The sequence below is a fragment of the Streptomyces sp. NPDC093984 genome (assembly GCF_044764595.1).
In the GTDB taxonomy this organism is placed as follows: Bacteria; Actinomycetota; Actinomycetes; order Streptomycetales; family Streptomycetaceae; genus Streptomyces; species Streptomyces cynarae.
Genome location: NZ_JBIWIM010000002.1, coordinates 692,574 through 710,382, shown reverse-complemented (window position 1 = coordinate 710,382; position 17,809 = coordinate 692,574). Strand labels below are relative to the sequence as shown.

General features: G+C 72.3%; 10 protein-coding genes. 4 read left to right on the top strand and 6 right to left on the bottom strand.

The genetic code is table 11. The features are described 5' to 3' along the window. Positions 1 to 206 precede the first annotated feature (206 nt). A complete protein-coding gene (locus tag ACIRC0_RS10990; RefSeq protein WP_403614157.1) occupies positions 207 to 449 on the top strand; it encodes a mycoredoxin in 243 nt (80 codons plus the stop codon). Positions 450 to 495: 46 nt separating this feature from the next. Here the strand turns inward: ACIRC0_RS10990 and ACIRC0_RS10985 are convergent, their stop codons facing one another. The 6 genes from ACIRC0_RS10985 to ACIRC0_RS10960 form a co-directional block, all read right to left on the bottom strand. Further along, a complete protein-coding gene (locus ACIRC0_RS10985; RefSeq protein ID WP_403614155.1) occupies positions 496 to 1,119 on the bottom strand; it encodes a methyltransferase domain-containing protein in 624 nt (207 codons plus the stop codon). 4 nt (positions 1,120 to 1,123) lie between these two features. Next, positions 1,124 to 2,065, bottom strand: a complete 942-nt coding sequence (nudC, locus tag ACIRC0_RS10980; protein ID WP_403614152.1) for an NAD(+) diphosphatase — start codon at positions 2,063 to 2,065, stop codon at positions 1,124 to 1,126. A gap of 164 nt (positions 2,066 to 2,229) precedes the next feature. Next, positions 2,230 to 3,633, bottom strand: a complete 1,404-nt coding sequence (locus ACIRC0_RS10975; RefSeq protein WP_403614149.1) for a dipeptidase — start codon at positions 3,631 to 3,633, stop codon at positions 2,230 to 2,232. A 10-nt stretch (positions 3,634 to 3,643) separates the two neighbouring features. Next, entirely contained in the window at positions 3,644 to 7,180 is a 3,537-nt protein-coding gene (locus tag ACIRC0_RS10970; RefSeq protein WP_403614146.1) for a UvrD-helicase domain-containing protein, read from the bottom strand. A 108-nt stretch (positions 7,181 to 7,288) separates the two neighbouring features. Further along, positions 7,289 to 10,660, bottom strand: a complete 3,372-nt coding sequence (locus tag ACIRC0_RS10965; RefSeq protein WP_403614144.1) for an ATP-dependent helicase — start codon at positions 10,658 to 10,660, stop codon at positions 7,289 to 7,291. Between the two features lie 322 nt (positions 10,661 to 10,982). Then, entirely contained in the window at positions 10,983 to 11,348 is a 366-nt protein-coding gene (locus tag ACIRC0_RS10960; RefSeq protein ID WP_403614141.1) for an MGMT family protein, read from the bottom strand. A 186-nt stretch (positions 11,349 to 11,534) separates the two neighbouring features. On the opposite strand from ACIRC0_RS10960, the gene ACIRC0_RS10955 reads away from it, so the two are divergent. The 3 genes from ACIRC0_RS10955 to ACIRC0_RS10945 all read left to right on the top strand — a co-directional run bounded on the left by ACIRC0_RS10955 (position 11,535) and on the right by ACIRC0_RS10945 (position 17,759). Continuing rightward, positions 11,535 to 14,414, top strand: coding sequence for a lysylphosphatidylglycerol synthase domain-containing protein (locus tag ACIRC0_RS10955; RefSeq protein WP_403614139.1), 2,880 nt, complete (start codon positions 11,535 to 11,537; stop codon positions 14,412 to 14,414). Between the two features lie 152 nt (positions 14,415 to 14,566). Beyond that, positions 14,567 to 16,111 (top strand): alpha/beta hydrolase, encoded by a 1,545-nt coding sequence (locus ACIRC0_RS10950; RefSeq protein ID WP_403614136.1) that lies wholly within the window; start codon positions 14,567 to 14,569, stop codon positions 16,109 to 16,111. A gap of 163 nt (positions 16,112 to 16,274) precedes the next feature. After that, the gene (locus tag ACIRC0_RS10945) at positions 16,275 to 17,759 is read left to right on the top strand and encodes an alpha/beta hydrolase (RefSeq protein WP_403614134.1); all 1,485 of its coding nucleotides are present in this window, start codon (positions 16,275 to 16,277) and stop codon (positions 17,757 to 17,759) included. Positions 17,760 to 17,809: the final 50 nt, after the last annotated feature.

The window sequence follows — 17,809 nt, the reverse complement described above, 5'->3', positions numbered from 1 at the left end:
ATGCTGCCAGGTCGGCGGAGGCGGGTGCGGCGGTTGTCCACAGGCGGACGGTTACGGTCGTACTAATACGACTGCGACAGCCATCACGCCCATACGACGGCCGTCACGTCGGTGCGCACGTCGGCGCGGGCGGGGAATGGTGGAACCTTCACGGACGTTGCCTCCTCAGCGACCACGCACCATAGCCGTAAAGGAGCGCAACCGACATGTCGGGCACTGTGACGATGTACAGCACCTCGTGGTGCGGCTACTGCCGTCGGCTGAAGAGCCAGCTGGACCGTGAGGGAATCGCGTACAACGAGATCAACATCGAGCAGGACCCGGAGTCGGCCGCGTTCGTGGAGAAGGCGAATGGCGGAAACCAGACGGTCCCGACCGTGCTGTTCCCGGATGGGACGACCCTGACGAACCCGTCGCTGGCACAGGTCAAGCAGAAGATCGGCGCGTAACGGCCGCAGGGGCCGGCCCCGCGCGGAAGGCGGTTCCTGAGATGTCTCAGGGGCCGCCTTCTTGTGGTTTGTCCCAGATCAGCGTGTACCGCCACAGGAGCCTGCGGCGGAACCGGCAACCGGGCAGCAGTTGCCGGGCAGTCTTCCGGACCTGACCCCAGTGCATGGTCGAGTCCTCGATCGGCATGCCGACCGGGCCGCGCTTGCCTCCGTGCAGCAGCGCGTGAAGCCGGCTCGCCGACAGGCCACAGCCGCTGATCACCCAGTCCATGGATGTCCGGTTGTACGCCAGCCCGACGATCACCAGTCGGCCGCCGGGTGCCGTGAGCCGCACCAGACGCCCCACCGCCTCCTCGAAGGCCGCGTGGTGCACGACGGCGACCGCGCTGACGAAGTCGTACCCGCCTTCCGGCAGCGAGGCGTCGTCGAGGTAGTCCGCTTCGAGGAACGTGACGTTCGGGGGCACGTCCCGGCGCGCCAGCCGGATCATGTCCGGCGAGCGGTCCACGCCCGTGACGGATCCCGCCCTCGACGCGAGCTTCCGGGCGAGCAGGCCGTCGCCGCAGCCGACGTCCAGAGCCGCGCCGCAGTCGTCGGGGACTGCGGCGAGGACCGCTGGGTGGTAGTGGACGTTGTGGTTCCAGTACGGGTCGTTCGTGCGCGCCGGCACCAGGTCAGACGCTCCGGGTCGGCAGGGGCTTGCCGTACCAGAGCTCGATCAGACGGGCCGCGATGGAGATTCCGTACGGCGGCAGGACCTCTCCGGTCTCGAACGCGGAGCGCAGTTCCTCCCGGGAGAACCAGCGGGCCTCGTGGATCTCGTCCCCGTCGACGTCGATGTCCGTGGTGGTGGCGTGCGCGAGGAAGCCGAGCATCAGGCTGGACGGGAAGGGCCAGGGCTGGCTGGCGATGTACTGGACCTCGCCGATGGTGATGCCGACCTCTTCGAACACCTCGCGCCGCACCGACTGCTCGATGGACTCCCCCGGTTCGACGAAGCCGGCGAGGGTCGAGAAGCGGCCCTCGGGCCAGTGCACCTGGCGGCCGAGCAGGATGCGGTCGTCGTCGTCCGTGACCGCCATGATCACCGCCGGGTCGGTGCGCGGGTAGTGCTCGGCGCCGCAGGCGGGGCAGCGGCGAATGTGGCCGGCGGCCGCGATGACCGTGCGCTCGCCGCAGCGCGAGCAGAAGCGGTGCAGGCGCTGCCAGTTCTCCAGCGCGACCGCGTGCACCATCAGGCCGGCGTCGCGTGGGGACAGCAGCAGTCCGGCCTCGCGCAGGCCGGCCGGGCGCGCCGACTGGTCGATCCGGCCGGGAAGTGCGTCCTTCTGGAGGGCGAAGTAGCTGACGCCGTCCGCGTCGGTGCCCAGGAAGTAACGGTGGGCCTCGGTGAGCGGTGCCTCGAAGGAGGGGGTCATGACGAGTTCGGTCCGGCCGTCGGGCGTCTCGTCGATGAGGGCCTGGCCCCCGGAGACCACGAAGCAACGCGTCGAGGGGTGGCTCCATGCCGCGGCGAGCCATGCCTCGTCGAGCCGGTGGTGGGCGGCCCGGTCGATGCCACTCGGCGCGGTGAGCGAGATGGGCCGGTCGGCGGTGTGGTCGGTCCAGGTGGTCACGAGTGCTTCCAACTCCCCCGGTGCAACGGTGGTTTCGGCGGGCGGTTCAGCGAGGCTTAGGTCGGGCGGGGACCGGGTCGGGCGGGCCTGAGGCGGGCGGGGCGGCCCTTCCAGTGTGCCGCGCCGGACGGTTCGCCCGGGCGACCCTGTGCCCCGCGCCTTCGTCAGTCGGTATCGCGCCGGTTCTCCCCCAGGTCGTCCCACAGGTATGCGGCGGTTTCCACGCCTTTGAGGAGCAGATCGAGTTCGACCTTCTCGTTCGGCGCGTGCCAGCCGTCGGAGGGGATGGAGATGCCGAGGAACAGGACGGGTGCGCCGAGGACCTCCTGGAGGTCGGCGGCGGGTCCGGATCCGCCCTCGCGGGTGAAGCGGACGGGCTGCTGGAAGGCGCGGCCCATGGCGCGTACGACGGACTGCAGAGCGGGGTGGTCGAGGGGCGTCAGGCAGGGGCGGGTGGCCGAGCCGAACGTGATCTCGTGCCGTATCCCGGCGGGCAGCGCGTCCGCCGCCCAGGCGCGCACCACCTTCTCGACGTGGTCGGGGTCCTGGCCGGCGACCAGCCGGAAGGAGAGCTTGACCATGGCGGAGGACGGAATGATCGTCTTGCTGCCGGGGCCCTGGTAGCCGCCGCCGATGCCGTTGACCTCGGCGGTGGGGCGGGCCCAGATGCGCTCCAGCGTGGTGTGTCCCGCCTCCCCGTACGTGGCGGTCGACCGGGCGGCCCTCAGCCACTGCTCCTCGTCGAAGGGCAGTTCGGCGAAGAGTTCGCGTTCGCGGTCGGTGAGGTCGACGACGCCGTCGTAGAAGCCCGGTATCGCCACGCGCGCGTGTTCGTCGTGCAGGGCGGCGACCAGGCGGGCGGCCGCGGTGGCCGGGTTGGGCACGGCGCCGCCGAAGGACCCGGAGTGGATGTCCTGCTCGGGTCCGTACAGGGTGATCTCGCATTCGGCGAGGCCACGCATTCCGGTGCAGACGGTGGGGGTGTCCGCGGACCACATGCCGGTGTCGGAGACGATCACCGCGTCGGCGGCGAGCCGGTCGGCGTGCCGTTCGACGAGGGTGCGGAAGTTCGGGGAGCCGGATTCCTCCTCGCCCTCGATCAGCAGCTTCAGGTGGACGGCCGGGGCGGTACGCCCGGTGGCGGCGAGGTGGGCGCGGACGCCGAGTGTGTGGAAGAACACCTGGCCCTTGTCGTCGGCCGCCCCGCGCGCGTACAGGCTGCCGTCGCGGATCACCGGTTCGAAGGGGTCGCTGTCCCAGCCGTCCTCGCGGGCGGCGGGCTGGACGTCGTGGTGGCCGTAGACGAGGACGGTGGGTGCCTGCGGGTCGTCGGAGGGCCACTCGGCGAAGACCGCGGGGGCTCCGGCGGTCGGCCATACCTCGGCCGTGGGGAAGCCGGTCTCCCGGAGCTTGGCCGCGAGCCAGTCGGCACTGCGCCGCACGTCCGCCGCGCGCTCGGGCTGGGCGGACACCGACGGGATGCGCAGCCACTCCGCGAGGTCGTCGAGGAAGGCGGCGCGGTGGCTGTCGATGTACGTGCGGACGGCACTGTCCGGGGTCTCGCTCATGGTCACGAGCCTATCGGCCCGCGCCGACATCCTGGTCCGCCGGTTCCCCACCGGAGGGGCCGGCCAGCAACAGCCGCTCGAGGGCGGCCCGGTCCGGGAGTCCCTCGGGGCTTACGACCTCGCCACTGCGGACGTACAGGAACGCGGCCCTGACGGCGTCCAGGGGCACGCCCTGCTGCTCTGCCCAGGCGAGCCGGTACAGGGCGAGCTGGAGCGGGTCGGCGGTGCGGGCCCGGCTGGTCTTCCAGTCGACGATCTCGTACTGCGTGCCGTCCTCGCCGTCCACGCGGTAGACGGCGTCGATGCGGCCCCGCACCACGCGGCCGGCGATGCCGAGCTGGAAAGGCGCCTCGATTCGGTACGGGGTCCGATGGGCGTACGGGGTGCGTTCGAAGGCGTCCTTGAGGGCCTCCAGGTCGCGCTCGTCGGCGATCTCGGCGTCGCTGCCGGGCAGCTCCTCCGGCTCCAGCACGGGCAGCCGCAACTCCTCGAAGCGTGCCTCCACCCAGGCGTGGAATCGGGTGCCCCGGCGCGCCGCCGGCTGCGGGGGGCGGGGCATGGGGCGTGCGAGTTCCTGTGCGAGCCCATCCGGGTCGGCGGCCAGGCGCAGCACCTGGGAGGCGGTCAGCGACGGCGGCAGCGGCACGTCGGTGACGGCCGCGCGGGCGCGCAGCAGCTCTCCGGTGAGGGCGTCCAGATCGCGGTCCCAGGAGGCGACGGTGCGGGCCTCCTCCGGGGTGAGCGCGGGGGCGTCCTCGGACGGGTGCCGCCGGGCGTGCGGGACGGTGGGGGTGCCCTCGCCCGCGGGTACGCGCGCGTGGGGGGCCGTGGCACGGTGGGTCGTCCAGGAGTCCCAGTCGGAGGCGTCCTCTTCGGGGTGGTCGTCCCAGGCGGCTTCCTCCTCGGCGGGCGGCAACGCGCCGTGGGCGGCTTCCTCCCCGTCGAGGTCGTCGTAGAGGTCCTCGTCGTCCGGCGGTGGCGGCCATTCCGGGTCGTCGTACGCGGAGGGGTCGTGATCGGCCGCCGGGTGGGCGTCTTCGTGTGAGGCGACCTGCTCCAGGTGGGCGAGTACGGTCACGGCGGCGGCGCGGCGGCGGGCCAGGGCCGCCTCGTCCAGCGGGAGCGGCCAGGCGTGGTCGGTGGCGGCCTCGTGGAGTGCCGGGTTCTCCTCGTCCTCGGCGGGCGGGTCGGCCCACACCTCGATCTCGCCGTACCCGGCCTCGCAGTGCTCGTAGAGGGCCTGGAGGAAGTCCGAGGGACCTCGGGGGCGCTTCTGGGCGGGGCCCCACCAGTGGCCGGAGCCGATCAGCAGGGAGCGGGGACGGGTGAAGGTGACGTAACCGAGGCGCAGCTCCTCGGTGTGCTGGTGTTCCTTCATGGCCTCGTGGAAGGCCTTCAGGCCGCGGGAGTCCCAGGTCTCGACGTCGGGGAGGGTGTCGGCGTCGCCGCGCAGCGCGTGCGGCAGCACCTTGCCCTGCGCGGTCCACTTCTCTCGGCCCTGGGCGCTCGGGAAGGTTCCTTTGACCAGCCCCGGGACGGCGACGACGTCCCACTCCAGGCCCTTGGACTTGTGAGCGGTGAGCACCTTGACTGTGTTCTCGCCACCGGGGAGGGCGTTGTCCAAGCCCTTCTCGTACTGGGCGGCGGTGCGCAGGAAGCCGAGGAACGCCAGAAGGCTGGCGTCCGGTTCGTTGGCGGCGAAGGACGCGGCGATGTCCAGGAAGTTCGAGAGGGTCTCGCGGCGGCGGGCGGCCAGCGCGTGCGGGGACGCGGACAGCTCCACTTCCAGGCCGGTGACGGCGAGCACGCGGTGCAGGACGTCCATCAGCGGGTCGGCGAGGGAGCGGCGCAGGTCGCGCAGTTCGGCGGCCAGCCGTGCGAACCGTACGCGCGCGTCGGGCGAGAACGGCAGCCCGTCGTCCTCCCGGTCGGCCTCCATGGGCAGTTCGAGGAAGGTGTCGAGGGCATCCGCGAGCGAGATCACCTCGGACGGGTCGACGCCCTCGACGGCGGCGGCGAGCCTGCGGTCCGGGTCGTCGTCGCCGTCCACCCGCGCGTGCGACACGAGAACCCGGGCGCGCCGGCCGAGGAGCGCGAGGTCGCGGGGGCCGATGCGCCAGCGCGGCCCGGTGAGGAGGCGGACCAGGGAGGCGTTGGCGCCGGGGTCCTGCAGGACCTCGCAGACGGCGACGAGGTCGGCGACCTCGGGCAGGTGCAGCAGTCCGGACAGGCCCACGACCTCGACCGGGATGTCGCGTGCGACGAGGGCGCCCTGGATCTGAGCGAAGTCGGTCGCGGTGCGGCACAGGACGGCGATCTCACCGGGAGCGGTGCCGGTGCGCACCAGGTGGGCGAGGGAGTCGGCGATCCAGTCGATCTCCTCGGAGTGGGTGCGCAGCAGGGCGCAGCGCACCAGGCCGTCACGCTCGGCGCCCGGGGCGGGGCGCAGGGCCTCCACGCCCGCGTGCATCGCGCGCAGGGGGGCGGCGAGGCCGTTGGCGAGGTCGAGGAGGCGGCCGCCGCTGCGGCGGTTCTCGCTGAGGGCCTGGCGGGTCGCGGGGCGGCCGTCGGCGTCCGGGAAGTGCTCGGGGAAGTCGTCCAGGTTGGCGACGGAGGCTCCGCGCCAGCCGTAGATCGCCTGGCAAGGGTCGCCGACGGCGGTCACGGGATGGCCGCTGCCGCCGCCGAACAGTCCGGCGAGCAGGACGCGCTGGGCCACCGACGTGTCCTGGTACTCGTCGAGCAGGACCACGCGGAACTCGTCCCGCAGGATGCGGCCCACCTCGGGGAGGCCCGCGAGCTGGGCGGAGAGGGCGATCTGGTCGCCGAAGTCGAGCAGGTCCCGCTCGCGCTTGGCCGCCCGGTAGCGGATCACCAGCTCGGTGAGTTCCCGGCGGGCGGCGGCCGTCTCGGGAACCTTGCGCAGGTCGGCGTTGGTGAGCCGGACGCCTTCCAGGGTGCGCAGCAGCCCGGCGTCGTGGGCGCGCAGGTCCTCCGGAGCCACGAGGTGCTCGGCCAGTTCGGCGTCGAGCGTGAGGAGGTCGCCGACGAGGTCCGGGAAGGACCGGGTCAGCGCCGGATAGGGGCCCGGCGCCTCCCGCAGCACGCGTGCGGCGAGCTGGTAGCGGGTGGCGTCGGCGAGCAGGCGTGATGTGGGTTCGAGCCCGATGCGCAGGCCGTGGTCGGTGAGGAGCCTGCCCGCGAAGGCGTGGTACGTGGAGATCACCGGCTCGCCCGGCGGGTCGTCCGGGTCGATCACGTCCGGGTCGGTGACGCCCGCCTTGATCAGCGCCTTGCGGACACGCTCGGCGAGTTCACCGGCCGCCTTGTTGGTGAAGGTCAGGCCGAGGACCTGCTCCGGGGCGACCTGACCGGTGCCGACGAGCCACACCACGCGGGCCGCCATCACCGTGGTCTTGCCCGACCCGGCTCCGGCCACGATCACCTGCGGGGCGGGCGGCGCGGTGATGCAGGCCGTCTGCTCCGGGGTGAAGGGGATGCCGAGGAGCTCCTTGAGCTGCTCGGGGTCGGTGATACGAGCGGGCATGACGGAGAGGCTATCGGTGGCCACCGACAGTGGGTGCCGAACTGCCTGCCGCGCCGGACGATGTGCTGGTCAGCACGGGTGGTGCGACTGGTCACACCACCCGTGCTGTCAGTCCACGACCTGCCGGCCCTCCGGCCGCGCGCTGCACGACGCCCGGAACGCGCAGTGCGTGCAGTGCTGCCCGGTGGTCGGCGAGAAACGCTCGTCGAGGACCTTGCCGGCGGCGGTGGCCAGCAGCTCCCCGGCCCACTCACCTTCCAGGGGGTGCTGCGCCTGCACCTTGGGCAGCGTTTCCCCGCCGTCCTTCCTGGCGGCGCCCTGCCGCAGGTGGACCAGTTCCGCACCGCCCGGCTCGGGACGCCGGCCGCCGAACGCCTCGTCGACGGCGCCCTCACGCACGGCCAGCTGATACACCGCGAGCTGCGGGTGACGGTCCACCTCGGCGGCGCTGGGCGCCTGCTTGCCGGTCTTGAAGTCGACCACGTAGGCGCGGCCCTCGGCGTCGGATTCCACCCGGTCCATGGAGCCGCGGATGCGCACCTGGTAGTCGCCCGCTTCCAGGGTGACGTCGAAGTCGTGCTCGCTCGCCACCGGGGTGCGCCCGGCGCGCGCGCCATTGGAGTCGACGTGCCACTTCAGGAAGCGTTCGAGTGCCGCGCGCGCGTTTTCCTTCTCCTGGGCGGACTTCCACGGCGCGTCGAAGGCGAGCGCGTTCCACACCGAGTCCAGCCGTTCCATGAGCACGTCCAGGTCGGCGGGGGTGCGACCGGAGGCGACCTCGTCGGCGAGGACGTGCACCACGTTCCCGAACCCCTGGGCGGCGGTCGCCGGCGTGTCGGCCTTCACCTCACGGCCCAGGAACCACTGCAGGGCACAGGTGTTCGCGAGCTGGTCGAGGGCGCTTCCGGAGAGCACGACGGGCTGGTCGCGGTCGCGCAGTGGCACCTTGCTCTCGGTCGGGTCCCACATGCCCCACCAGCGGTACGGGTGGGCGGACGGCACCAGGGGCCGTCCGTCGTCGTCGGTGAGGGCGGCGAGCCGGGCCAGCCGGCGGGCGGCGGCCGCACGGAGGGCGTCGGAAACGCGCGGGTCGACGGTCGTGGCGCGCAGTTCGGCGACCAGGGCAGCGACGGACAGGGGACGGCGTGGGCGGCCGGTGACGTCCCTTGGTTCGACGCCGAGTTCCGCGAGGAAGCGGGAAGGCTGGTCGCCGTCGTCGGCGGGGGCCTTCACGGCCGTGACGACCAGCCGCTCGCGCGCGCGCGTGCAGGCGACGTAGAACAGGCGGCGCTCCTCCGCGAGCAGCGCGCCCGGGGTGAGGGGTTCGGCGAGCCCGTCACGGCCGATGCGGTCGGCCTCCAGGAGGGAGCCGCGGCGGCGCAGGTCGGGCCACAGGCCCTCCTGGACGCCGGCGACGACGACCAGGCGCCACTGCAGTCCCTTGGAGCGGTGCGCGGTCATCAGGCGGACGGCGTCGGGCCGCACGGCGCGGCGGGTGAGCGTGTCGGCGGCTATGTCCTGGGCCTCGATCTCCTCCAAAAAGTTCAGGGCGCCCCGGCCGCCGGTGCGCTCCTCCGCGCGCGCGGCGGTCGCGAACAGGGCGCACACGGCGTCCAGGTCACGGTCGGCGTTGCGCCCGGCCGCGCCGCCGCGCCGGGAGGCGTTCTCCAGGCGCCTGGGCCACGGCGTGCCGTCCCACAGCACCCACAGGGCCTCCTCTGCGGTGCCGCCGTCCGCGAGCCGCTCGCGGGCCTTCCTGAGCAGCGCACCGAGGCGCTGGGCTCCGCGCGCGTACGCCGGGTCGTGCGTCACCAGTCGCTCGGGTTCCGCCAGCGCCCGGGCGAGCAGGTCGTCGGAGGGCGGGGGTACGGGATTGCCGGCCGCCCGCTCCTCCTCGCGCAGCGCACGGCCGAGGCGGCGCAGGTCCGCGGCGTCCATGCCGGCGAGCGGGGAGGCGAGGAGGGTGAGCGCGGTCTCGGTGTCCAGCCAGGGTTCCGGTTCGGCCCCCTCCTGCTGGGCCGCTTCCTGCTGGGCCCCCTCCTGCTGGTTCCCTTCCTGCTGGGCCACCTCCGGCCCTGTTCGCGACGCCTCCGCCCGCGCCACCGCTCGCAGCGCCGTCAGCAGCGGGGCCACCGCCGGTTCGTGACGCAGCGGCAGGTCGTCGCCGTCGATGTCCAGGGGAACTCCCGTGGCCGTCAGGGCGCGGCGGACCGTCGGGATCGTGCGGGCTCCGGCGCGCACCAGGACGGCCATCTCGCTCCACGGAACGCCGTCCTCCAGGTGCGCCCGGCGCAGGATGTCGGCGATGTTGTCCAGTTCCGTGCCGGGGGTGGGGTACGTGTAGACCTCGACGCGGCCCCCGTCCCGGACGGCGGCGAGTTCCCGGTGGGCGCGCACCTTCTCCGCCGGAAGCCGGGTCAGTGGCATGCGCTGGGTCAGCAGCCGGGTCGCGGCGAGGAGAGCGGCTCCGGAGCGGCGGGACGTCCTGAGGACCTCGACGGGCGCCGGTGCGCCGTCGGTGCGCGGGAAGGCGTGGGGGAAGTCCAGGATGCCGTTCACGTCGGCACCCCGGAACGCGTAGATCGACTGGTCGGGGTCGCCGAAGGCCACCAGGGTCCGGCCGTCGCCCGCGAGCGCCCGCAGGAGCCGTACCTGAGCGGGGTCGGTGTCCTGGTACTCGTCGACGTAGACCGCGTCGTACTGGCCGGCAAGGCGCTCGGCGACGCCGGGGCGGCGGGCCAGCAGGACCGCGCGGTGGACCAGCTCCGCGTAGTCGATCACTCCCTGGAGGTCGAGGACGTCCAGGTACTCGGCGAGGAAGACGGACGCGGCCTGCCAGTCGGGGCGGCCCGTCCGCTCGGCGAAGCGGCGCAGGGCGTCCGGGCCGAGGCCGAGTTCACGACTGCGGGCCAGCACGGCACGGACCTCGTCGGCGAAGCCACGCGTGGTCAGACAGGCGCGCAGCTCATCGGGCCAGCGCACGTGTGCGAGGCCGAGGCGCTCCAGATCCGGCTGGCCGGCGAGCAGCTCGCGCACGGCCACGTCCTGCTCGGGACCGGACAGCAGCCGCAGGGGCTCGGCGAAGAGGCGGCTGTCCTGGTGGGCGCGGACCAGGGCGTAGCAGAACGAGTGGAACGTGGTCGCCTGCGGGGCGTGCGCCGCGCCGGTGCGCAGCGCCATCCGGTCGCGCAGGTCGACGGCGGCCTTGCGGCTGAACGTGAGCACCAGGATGCGTTCCGGGTCGCCGCCGCGGGCGATCCGGGCGGCGACGGACTCCACAAGCGTGGTCGTCTTCCCGGTGCCCGGACCAGCAAGAACGAGCAGGGGGCCGGACCCGTGCTCAACCACCGCGCGCTGGCTCGCGTCCAGTCGAGGGGGATCCACCCGGACAGGCGGGGTACGCACCAGTCGGTAAGCGCCACGGCTCCCCTCCCGCACCCGGGGGTGCGGCAGGCGCCTGGTGGAGGAAGAGGAGCTCACGTGGTTCGCCGGTCCTGGTGGTCGTACTCGTGCTGGTCACTGCAGGCGTGGAACGCCGTCGTCGAGGGTGGTCGTCGGGCGGCGGCCGGCAGGGCTGCCGCGCGTGGCGGGCGGTGGTGACGGGATGAGAGGGACGCGCGTCCTCGACGCTACGCCCGCCCGGTCCGCGGAAGCAGGGCTTCCCCGACCTCCCGCATGCCCCTGCTGTCACCGGCCTCACGGCGGTCGCCCAGTCCACGAAGGTACGCCACGCCACGCTGGTGCCGCACTTCACCCGTTCGAGCGATGCGTGCCCGTTCGGCCCGTCCGATGCCGGAAGCTGTCAGACGTGACCCTCCGCGCGTTCGGCGCCGTCCCAGCGCGCCCGCCTCATGTCGACCCGCGGCAGATGCCCCTCCGAGGCGCGGCCGGCCTGCCGCAGTGGGGTGCCCTCCGCCCGGTAGTGGCCGAGCGCCTCCAGTTCATGGCCCGGGAGCAGTACGCCGTCCGCGCGGATGACGCGCCACCACGGGACCGCTCCGCCGTAGAGAGCCATCACACGGCCCACCTGGCGCGGACCCCCGTCCCCCAGCCACTCGGCGACGTCCCCGTACGTCATCACGCGGCCCGGCGGAATGCGTTCGGCCACGTCAAGGACCCGTTCCGCGTACTCGGGCAGGGCGTGCGCCGCAAGGTTCTCCTCGCTCATCCGCCCCATCCTGCCCCACGCCACCGACAATGTGATGAGAGAGCGGCCGAGCGTGACCCTCGCCCCGGCGCAGCGCTTCGGGCAGACTGTGCGCCCCCGCATTTGCACCCTGATGCCCCCGTGTGTCGGGTGGGCATGCCACCATCGTGCGGGCGGTGACCGGTGATACGAGACCAAGAAGAGACGATGAAGCAGCAGGGCGTGCACCCCGACGGCGCGGAGGGCACCCCTGGGGGTTCGTCGCGTCCTGACACCGCCGCCGCAGGCCAAGGCGCCGGCGAAGAGGCGGACGAAGAAGCGAACAAGGAGAGGCGCGGCGACGGCCTCACGCGCGAGACGGCGCAGGACAGCCGCGGCGAGAAGGCGCCCGACAGCGAAAACGCACCCGCCCCGGCACCCGGCGACGACACGCCGCGGACAGCGGCTCACCATCGGGGACCGCAGCGGGACGAGAAGAGCGCCGACGCCCACAACGACGAGGTGGAGGGCGACGAACCGCTGCTCCCCGCGCGCGTGCACCGTCCCTCGGACCTGATGCGGCTTCTGGTGGGCGTGCTCGGGATCGTGGTCCTGCTCGCGGTCGCCGCGTTCGCGCACGGCACCACTTCGGGGCTCGAGCAGGACATCAACAGGGGCACGGGGCAGGCACCCGATCTGCTGATCAAGATCGCGGGTCTGGCATCGAGCATCGCCATCCTGCTGGTGCCGGTCGCCTTCGCGATCGAACGGCTGATCAAGCGGGACGGGGTGCGCATCGCCGACGGCGTCCTCGCGGCGGTCCTGGCCCATGGAGTGACACTCGCCACGGACCTGTGGGTCGCCCGGGCCGCCCCGCCTTCCATCCAGGAAGCGCTCACCCAGCCCTCCCCCGGCGACATCCATGCCCTGACCGACCCGGTGCACGGTTATCTCGCACCCGTCATCGCCTATATGACGGCCGTGGGCATGTCACGCAGGCCGCGTTGGCGTGCCGTGCTGTGGGTGGTGTTGCTGCTCGACGCCTTCTCCATGCTGGTCACCGGCTACACCACACCGTTCTCGATCATCCTGACGGTGCTGATCGGCTGGAGTGTCGCGGCCGGAACGCTGTACGCGGTGGGCTCGCCGAACGTACGGCCCACCGGGCGGACCCTGATGGCGGGGCTGCGCACCGTCGGCTTCCGCCCTGTGAGCGCGGCGCGCGAGGAGATGCACGACACGGCGGACAACGGCGACCGCGGCCGCCGCTACTTCGTCACCTTGGAGGACGGCCCGCCCCTCGACGTCACCGTCGTCGACCGCGAGCAGCAGGCGCAGGGCTTCTTCTACCGCGTGTGGCGGCGGCTGACGCTGCGCGGGATCACCACGCGGCGCAGCCTGCAGTCGCTGCGGCAGGCCCTGGAACAGGAGGCGCTCCTCGCGTACGCGGCCATCGCGGCCGGCGCCAACGCGCCCAAGCTGATCGCGACCTCCGAGCTGGGCCCCGACGCCGTGATGCTCGTCTACGAGCACACCGGCGGCCGCACCCTGGACCAGCTGGCCGATCAGGAGATCACCGACGAACTGCTGCACGACACCTGGCAGCAGGTGCGGGCGCTGCAGTCACGGCGCATCGCGCACCGTCGGCTCGCTGGTGACGCCCTCGTGGTGGATCGTTCCGGCACCGTCATCCTGACGGATCTGCGCGGTGGCGAGATCGCGGCCGGTGACCTGGTGCTGCGCATGGACATCGCGCAGCTGCTGACCACGCTCGGGCTCCGGGTCGGCGCCGAGCGGGCGGTGGCATCCGCGGTCGACGTGCTCGGCCCGGACGCGGTCGCCGACTGTCTGCCCATGCTGCAGCCCATCGCGCTGACCCGCTCCACGCGCGCGACGCTCCGGAGGCTGGCCCGGGAACGGGCCCAGCGCGAGCGGGAAGCGGTCCTGGAGGCGTCCCGGCAGGCCAAAGCGGCCCGTGGGGAGGAGACCCACGACGGCTCCGGAGTCGTCCTCGACAAGCCCGACAAGAAGGCGGTACGCGCCGAGCAGCGGGCCGAGAAGCGGGCGATCGACGAGGCGCTGGAGGAGGCCCGCGAGGAGGACCTGCTCACCCAGATCCGCCACCAGGTGCTGCGCATCCGGCCACAGGCGCCGGTGGAGCCGGCCCGTCTGGAGCGGGTCCGGCCGCGCACACTGATCAGCTTCATGGCGGGCGCCATCGGCGCGTACTTCCTGCTGACGCAGCTCACCCACATCCAGTTCGGCACGCTCTTCGCCAACGCCGAGTGGGGCTGGGTGGCGGCGGCCGTGTTCTTCTCCGCACTGAGCTACGTGGCGGCGGCGATGGCGCTGCTGGGCTTCGTGCCCGAGCGGGTGCCGTTCCTGCGGACCGTGGCCGCGCAGATCGCCGGGTCGTTCGTGAAGATCGTGGCGCCCGCCGCGGTCGGGGGCGTCGCGCTCAACACGCGGTTCCTCCAGCGCGCGGGGGTGCGGCCGGGGCTCGCGGTGGCGAGCGTGGGCGCCTCCCAGCTGTTCGGGCTTGGCTGTCACATCCTGATGCTGCTGTCCTTCGGCTACCTCACGGGCACCGAGAAGACGCCGTCCCTGTCCCCGTCCCGCACGGTCATCGCGGGCCTGCTGACGGTCGCGGTGCTCGTCCTGGTGGTCACGTCCGTGCCGTTCCTGCGGAAATTCGTCGTCACGCGCGTGCGGTCGCTGTTCGCGGGCGTCGTCCCGCGCATGCTCGACGTACTGCAGAGGCCGCAGAAGCTGGTCACCGGCATCGGCGGCATGCTGCTGCTGACCGCGTCCTTCGTGATGTGCCTGGACGCCTCGATCCGGGCGTTCGGGCACGAGGAGAGGACCACGCTGAGTCTGGCCAGCGTCGCGGTCGTCTTCCTCGCCGGCAACGCCCTCGGCTCGGCCGCCCCGACCCCGGGCGGTGTGGGCGCGGTCGAGGCGACCCTGACGGTCGGTCTGATCGCCGTCGGCCTCCCCAAGGAGGTCGCGGCGCCCGCGGTGCTGCTGTACCGGCTGCTGACGCTGTGGCTGCCGGTGCTGCCCGGGTGGCTGTTCTTCAACCATCTGACACGCAAGGGCGCCCTCTAGAACTACTACGGCACGCGCGCGTGGGCTCGCAGGCACACCCGGTGCTGCCCTCACCGTCCTTGGCACAGGCGACACGCGGTGACGGCAGCCGGGAGTCACCCGCACGGACCGCGTCCCGAGCGCCCCGGGCCGTGCGGTCGCACGATGGGGACATGCCGAACCGTCTCTCGAAGCGCGCCGCCGCCGTGAGCGCCGCCGCCGTGCTTGTGTCCTCCCTTCTGACGGGCTGCGCCAGCGGCTTCGTGGACGGGGAGCTGTCGAGTCAGAAGCTGATCTGGAACAACTGCCCGGCGCCGTCCGCGTCGGAGGGCGGCGGCACCGCCCCCTCGCCGCTGCCGAACGGCGGACGGTGGCAGTGCGCGACCATGAAGGCGCCCCTGAACTGGGACGACCCCACGAGCGGAACCATCGACATCGCGCTGATCAGGGTCAGGTCCAGCGGCCCCCCGAGCCAGCGGATCGGTTCCCTGATCTTCAACTTCGGCGGCCCGGGCGGCTCCGGCGTGACCGCGCTGCCCGCCTTCGCACCGGACTACGAGACTTTGCGCACCCGCTATGACCTCGTGAGTTTCGACCCACGCGGGGTCGGCCGGAGCGCGGGTGTGAAGTGCGAGGACGACCAGCAGCTCGACGCCTTCTTCCAGCAGGACGAGACTCCCGACAACGCGACCGAGCTGACGGCCTTCCTCAACAGCACCAAGCAGTTCAACAACGCCTGCCAGAAGCACTCCGGCAGAGTGCTGCCGTATGTGCGGACCACCTACGCGGCACGCGACATGGACCTGCTGCGCCAGGTGCTCGGCGACAACAAGCTGCACTACTTCGGCATCTCGTACGGCACCGAACTCGGGGGTGTCTACGCGCACTTGTTCCCGAAGAACGTCGGACGGGCCGTGCTGGACGGGGTCGTCGACCCGACGCAGGACCCGGAGCAGAGCGCGCTCGGACAGGCCAAGGGGTTCCAGCTCGCGCTCGACAACTACGCCCGGGACTGCACCTCCAAGAGCACCGGATGCCCGGTCGGCCGCACCCCGCAGGATGTCGAGAACCGGATCGTCGCCCTGCTGAAGAGACTCGACACCAACCCGATCCCCGGAATCTACCCCCGCAAGCTGACCCAGACCGCCGCGACCAACGGCATCGCAGAGGCGCTGTATTCCAAGGACTTCTGGGGCTACCTGACCGAAGGGCTCCAGCGGGCCTACGCGGGCGACGGGGAGGTGCTGATGGTGCTCTCGGACGCGATGAACGGGCGCGACGAGAACGGCCGGTACAGCAACCTCATCCCCGCGAACGTCGCCATCAACTGCGCTGACGAGAAGCCGCGGTACACGCCGGCCGACGTGAAGGCCAAGCTGCCGGCGTTCCGGGCCGCCTCCCCGGTGTTCGGCGACTTCCTGGCCTGGGGCATGCTCAGCTGCACGGGCTGGCCCGTGCCAGGAGCCGCCAACCATCCGAACGTGAGCGCGCCCGGCGCCCCGCCGATCCTCGTGATCGGCAACACCGGCGACCCGGCCACGCCCTACGAGGGCGCCAAGAGGATGGCGGACGCGCTGGGCAAGGGCGTCGGCGTGGAGGTGACGTACAAGGGCCAGGGGCACGGCGCCTACGACAGCAAGAACAAGTGCGTGCAGAGCGTCGTGAACGGCTACCTGCTGAACGGAAAGGTCCCCGCGGCCGGCACCGTCTGCGCCTGACCGACGCACCTGCACCCGGCCAACCGGCCCCCACCCACCCGCAGAGGAAAATCCCACAGGTCAGATGGTTGTCCACAGGCCGATATGGGCTCCGCTCGACCCGCCTACCATGGCCTCATTGCTTTCCGCGGCACCGAGCGGGGAGAGGAGGAGGGGGGTACAGATGTCACGTTTTCCACGGTGGACGGCCGCGATCGCCGCCGCGCTGCTGGTGGCCGGCTGCGGTGGCGGTTCGTCCGGCGGAGGCGGGACCTCGGGGCTGCCCGCCTCGCTCACCGCGCAGAAGCTCGACTGGGGCCGCTGCAAGGGGGCGTCGGCGCCGGGCGGCGACTGGCAGTGCGCCAGGCTGAAGGCACCGCTGGACTGGGCGAAGCCGGACGGTGAGACGATCGGCCTGGCGCTGATCCGGTCCCGGGCCGACGGGGGCGACCGGATCGGCTCACTGCTCTTCAACTTCGGCGGTCCCGGCGGCTCCGGGGTCTCGATGATGCCGTCGTTCGCGAGCATGGTCTCCACCCTGCACGAGCGGTACGACCTGGTGAGCTGGGATCCTCGCGGCGTCGGCGCCAGCGGGGGGATCCGCTGCCGCAGCGACCGGGCGATCCAGGCCGCCGAGAGCATCGATGTGACACCGGACGACACTGCCGAGGAGAAGGCATACCTCGATGACGCCGCCGCCTTCGGCAAGGGCTGCGCGAAGGCAGCCGGGCAGCTGCTCGGGCACGTCTCGACGACCGACACCGCGCGGGACATGGACCTGATGCGCCAGGTCCTCGGCGACCGGAGGACGCACTACTTCGGCATCTCGTACGGCACCGAACTGGGTGGCGTGTACGCCCACCTGTTCCCGAAGAACATCGGGCGCATGGTGCTGGACGCCGTCGTCGACCCCACCGCGGACAGCGTCGGCCACGCGAAGAACCAGGCCCTCGGGTTCCAGCGCGCGCTGGACGACTATCTGAGGTCGACGGGGCAGGACCCGAAGCAGGGCTCCAAGAAGATCACGGAGCTGCTGCGACGGATCGACGCGAAGCCGCTGCCGACGTCGTCGGGCCGGGAGCTCACCCAGACACTGGCCGTCACCGGCATCGTGCTGCCGCTCTACAGCAAGCAGAGCTGGCCCATGCTCGCCAGCGCCCTGCAGGCGGCCGAGGCGGGCGACGGTTCCGGGCTGCTGACGCTGGCCGACGACTACAACGAGCGGGACCCGTCGGGCCACTACGGCACCACGACACACGCCCAACGGGTCATATCGTGCCTGGACGACAGGCAGCGGCCGACACCCGAGTCGGTGAAGAAGCTGCTGCCGGAGTTCGAGAAGATCTCACCCGTCTTCGGCGACTTCCTGGGCTGGGACACGGCCGGCTGGTGCCACGACTGGCCGGTCGCCGGGGAGTTCGACCATCCGGTGGTCAGCGCGCCGGGAGCCGCGCCGGTGCTGCTGGTGGGCAACACCGGAGATCCCGCGACGCCCTACGAGGGCGCCCGGAAGATGGCCGACGGGCTGGGCAAGGGTGTCGGAGTGGAGCTCACCTGGAAGGGCGAGGGCCACGGGGCGTACGGAAGCGGGAGCACCTGCGTGGACTCCGCGGTGAACGCGTATCTGCTGAACGGGACCGTGCCGAAGGACGGAACGGTCTGTTCATGACGACGGCGGGGGCCTCGGACACCCATGGCACCCGAAGCCCCCGCCGTCCA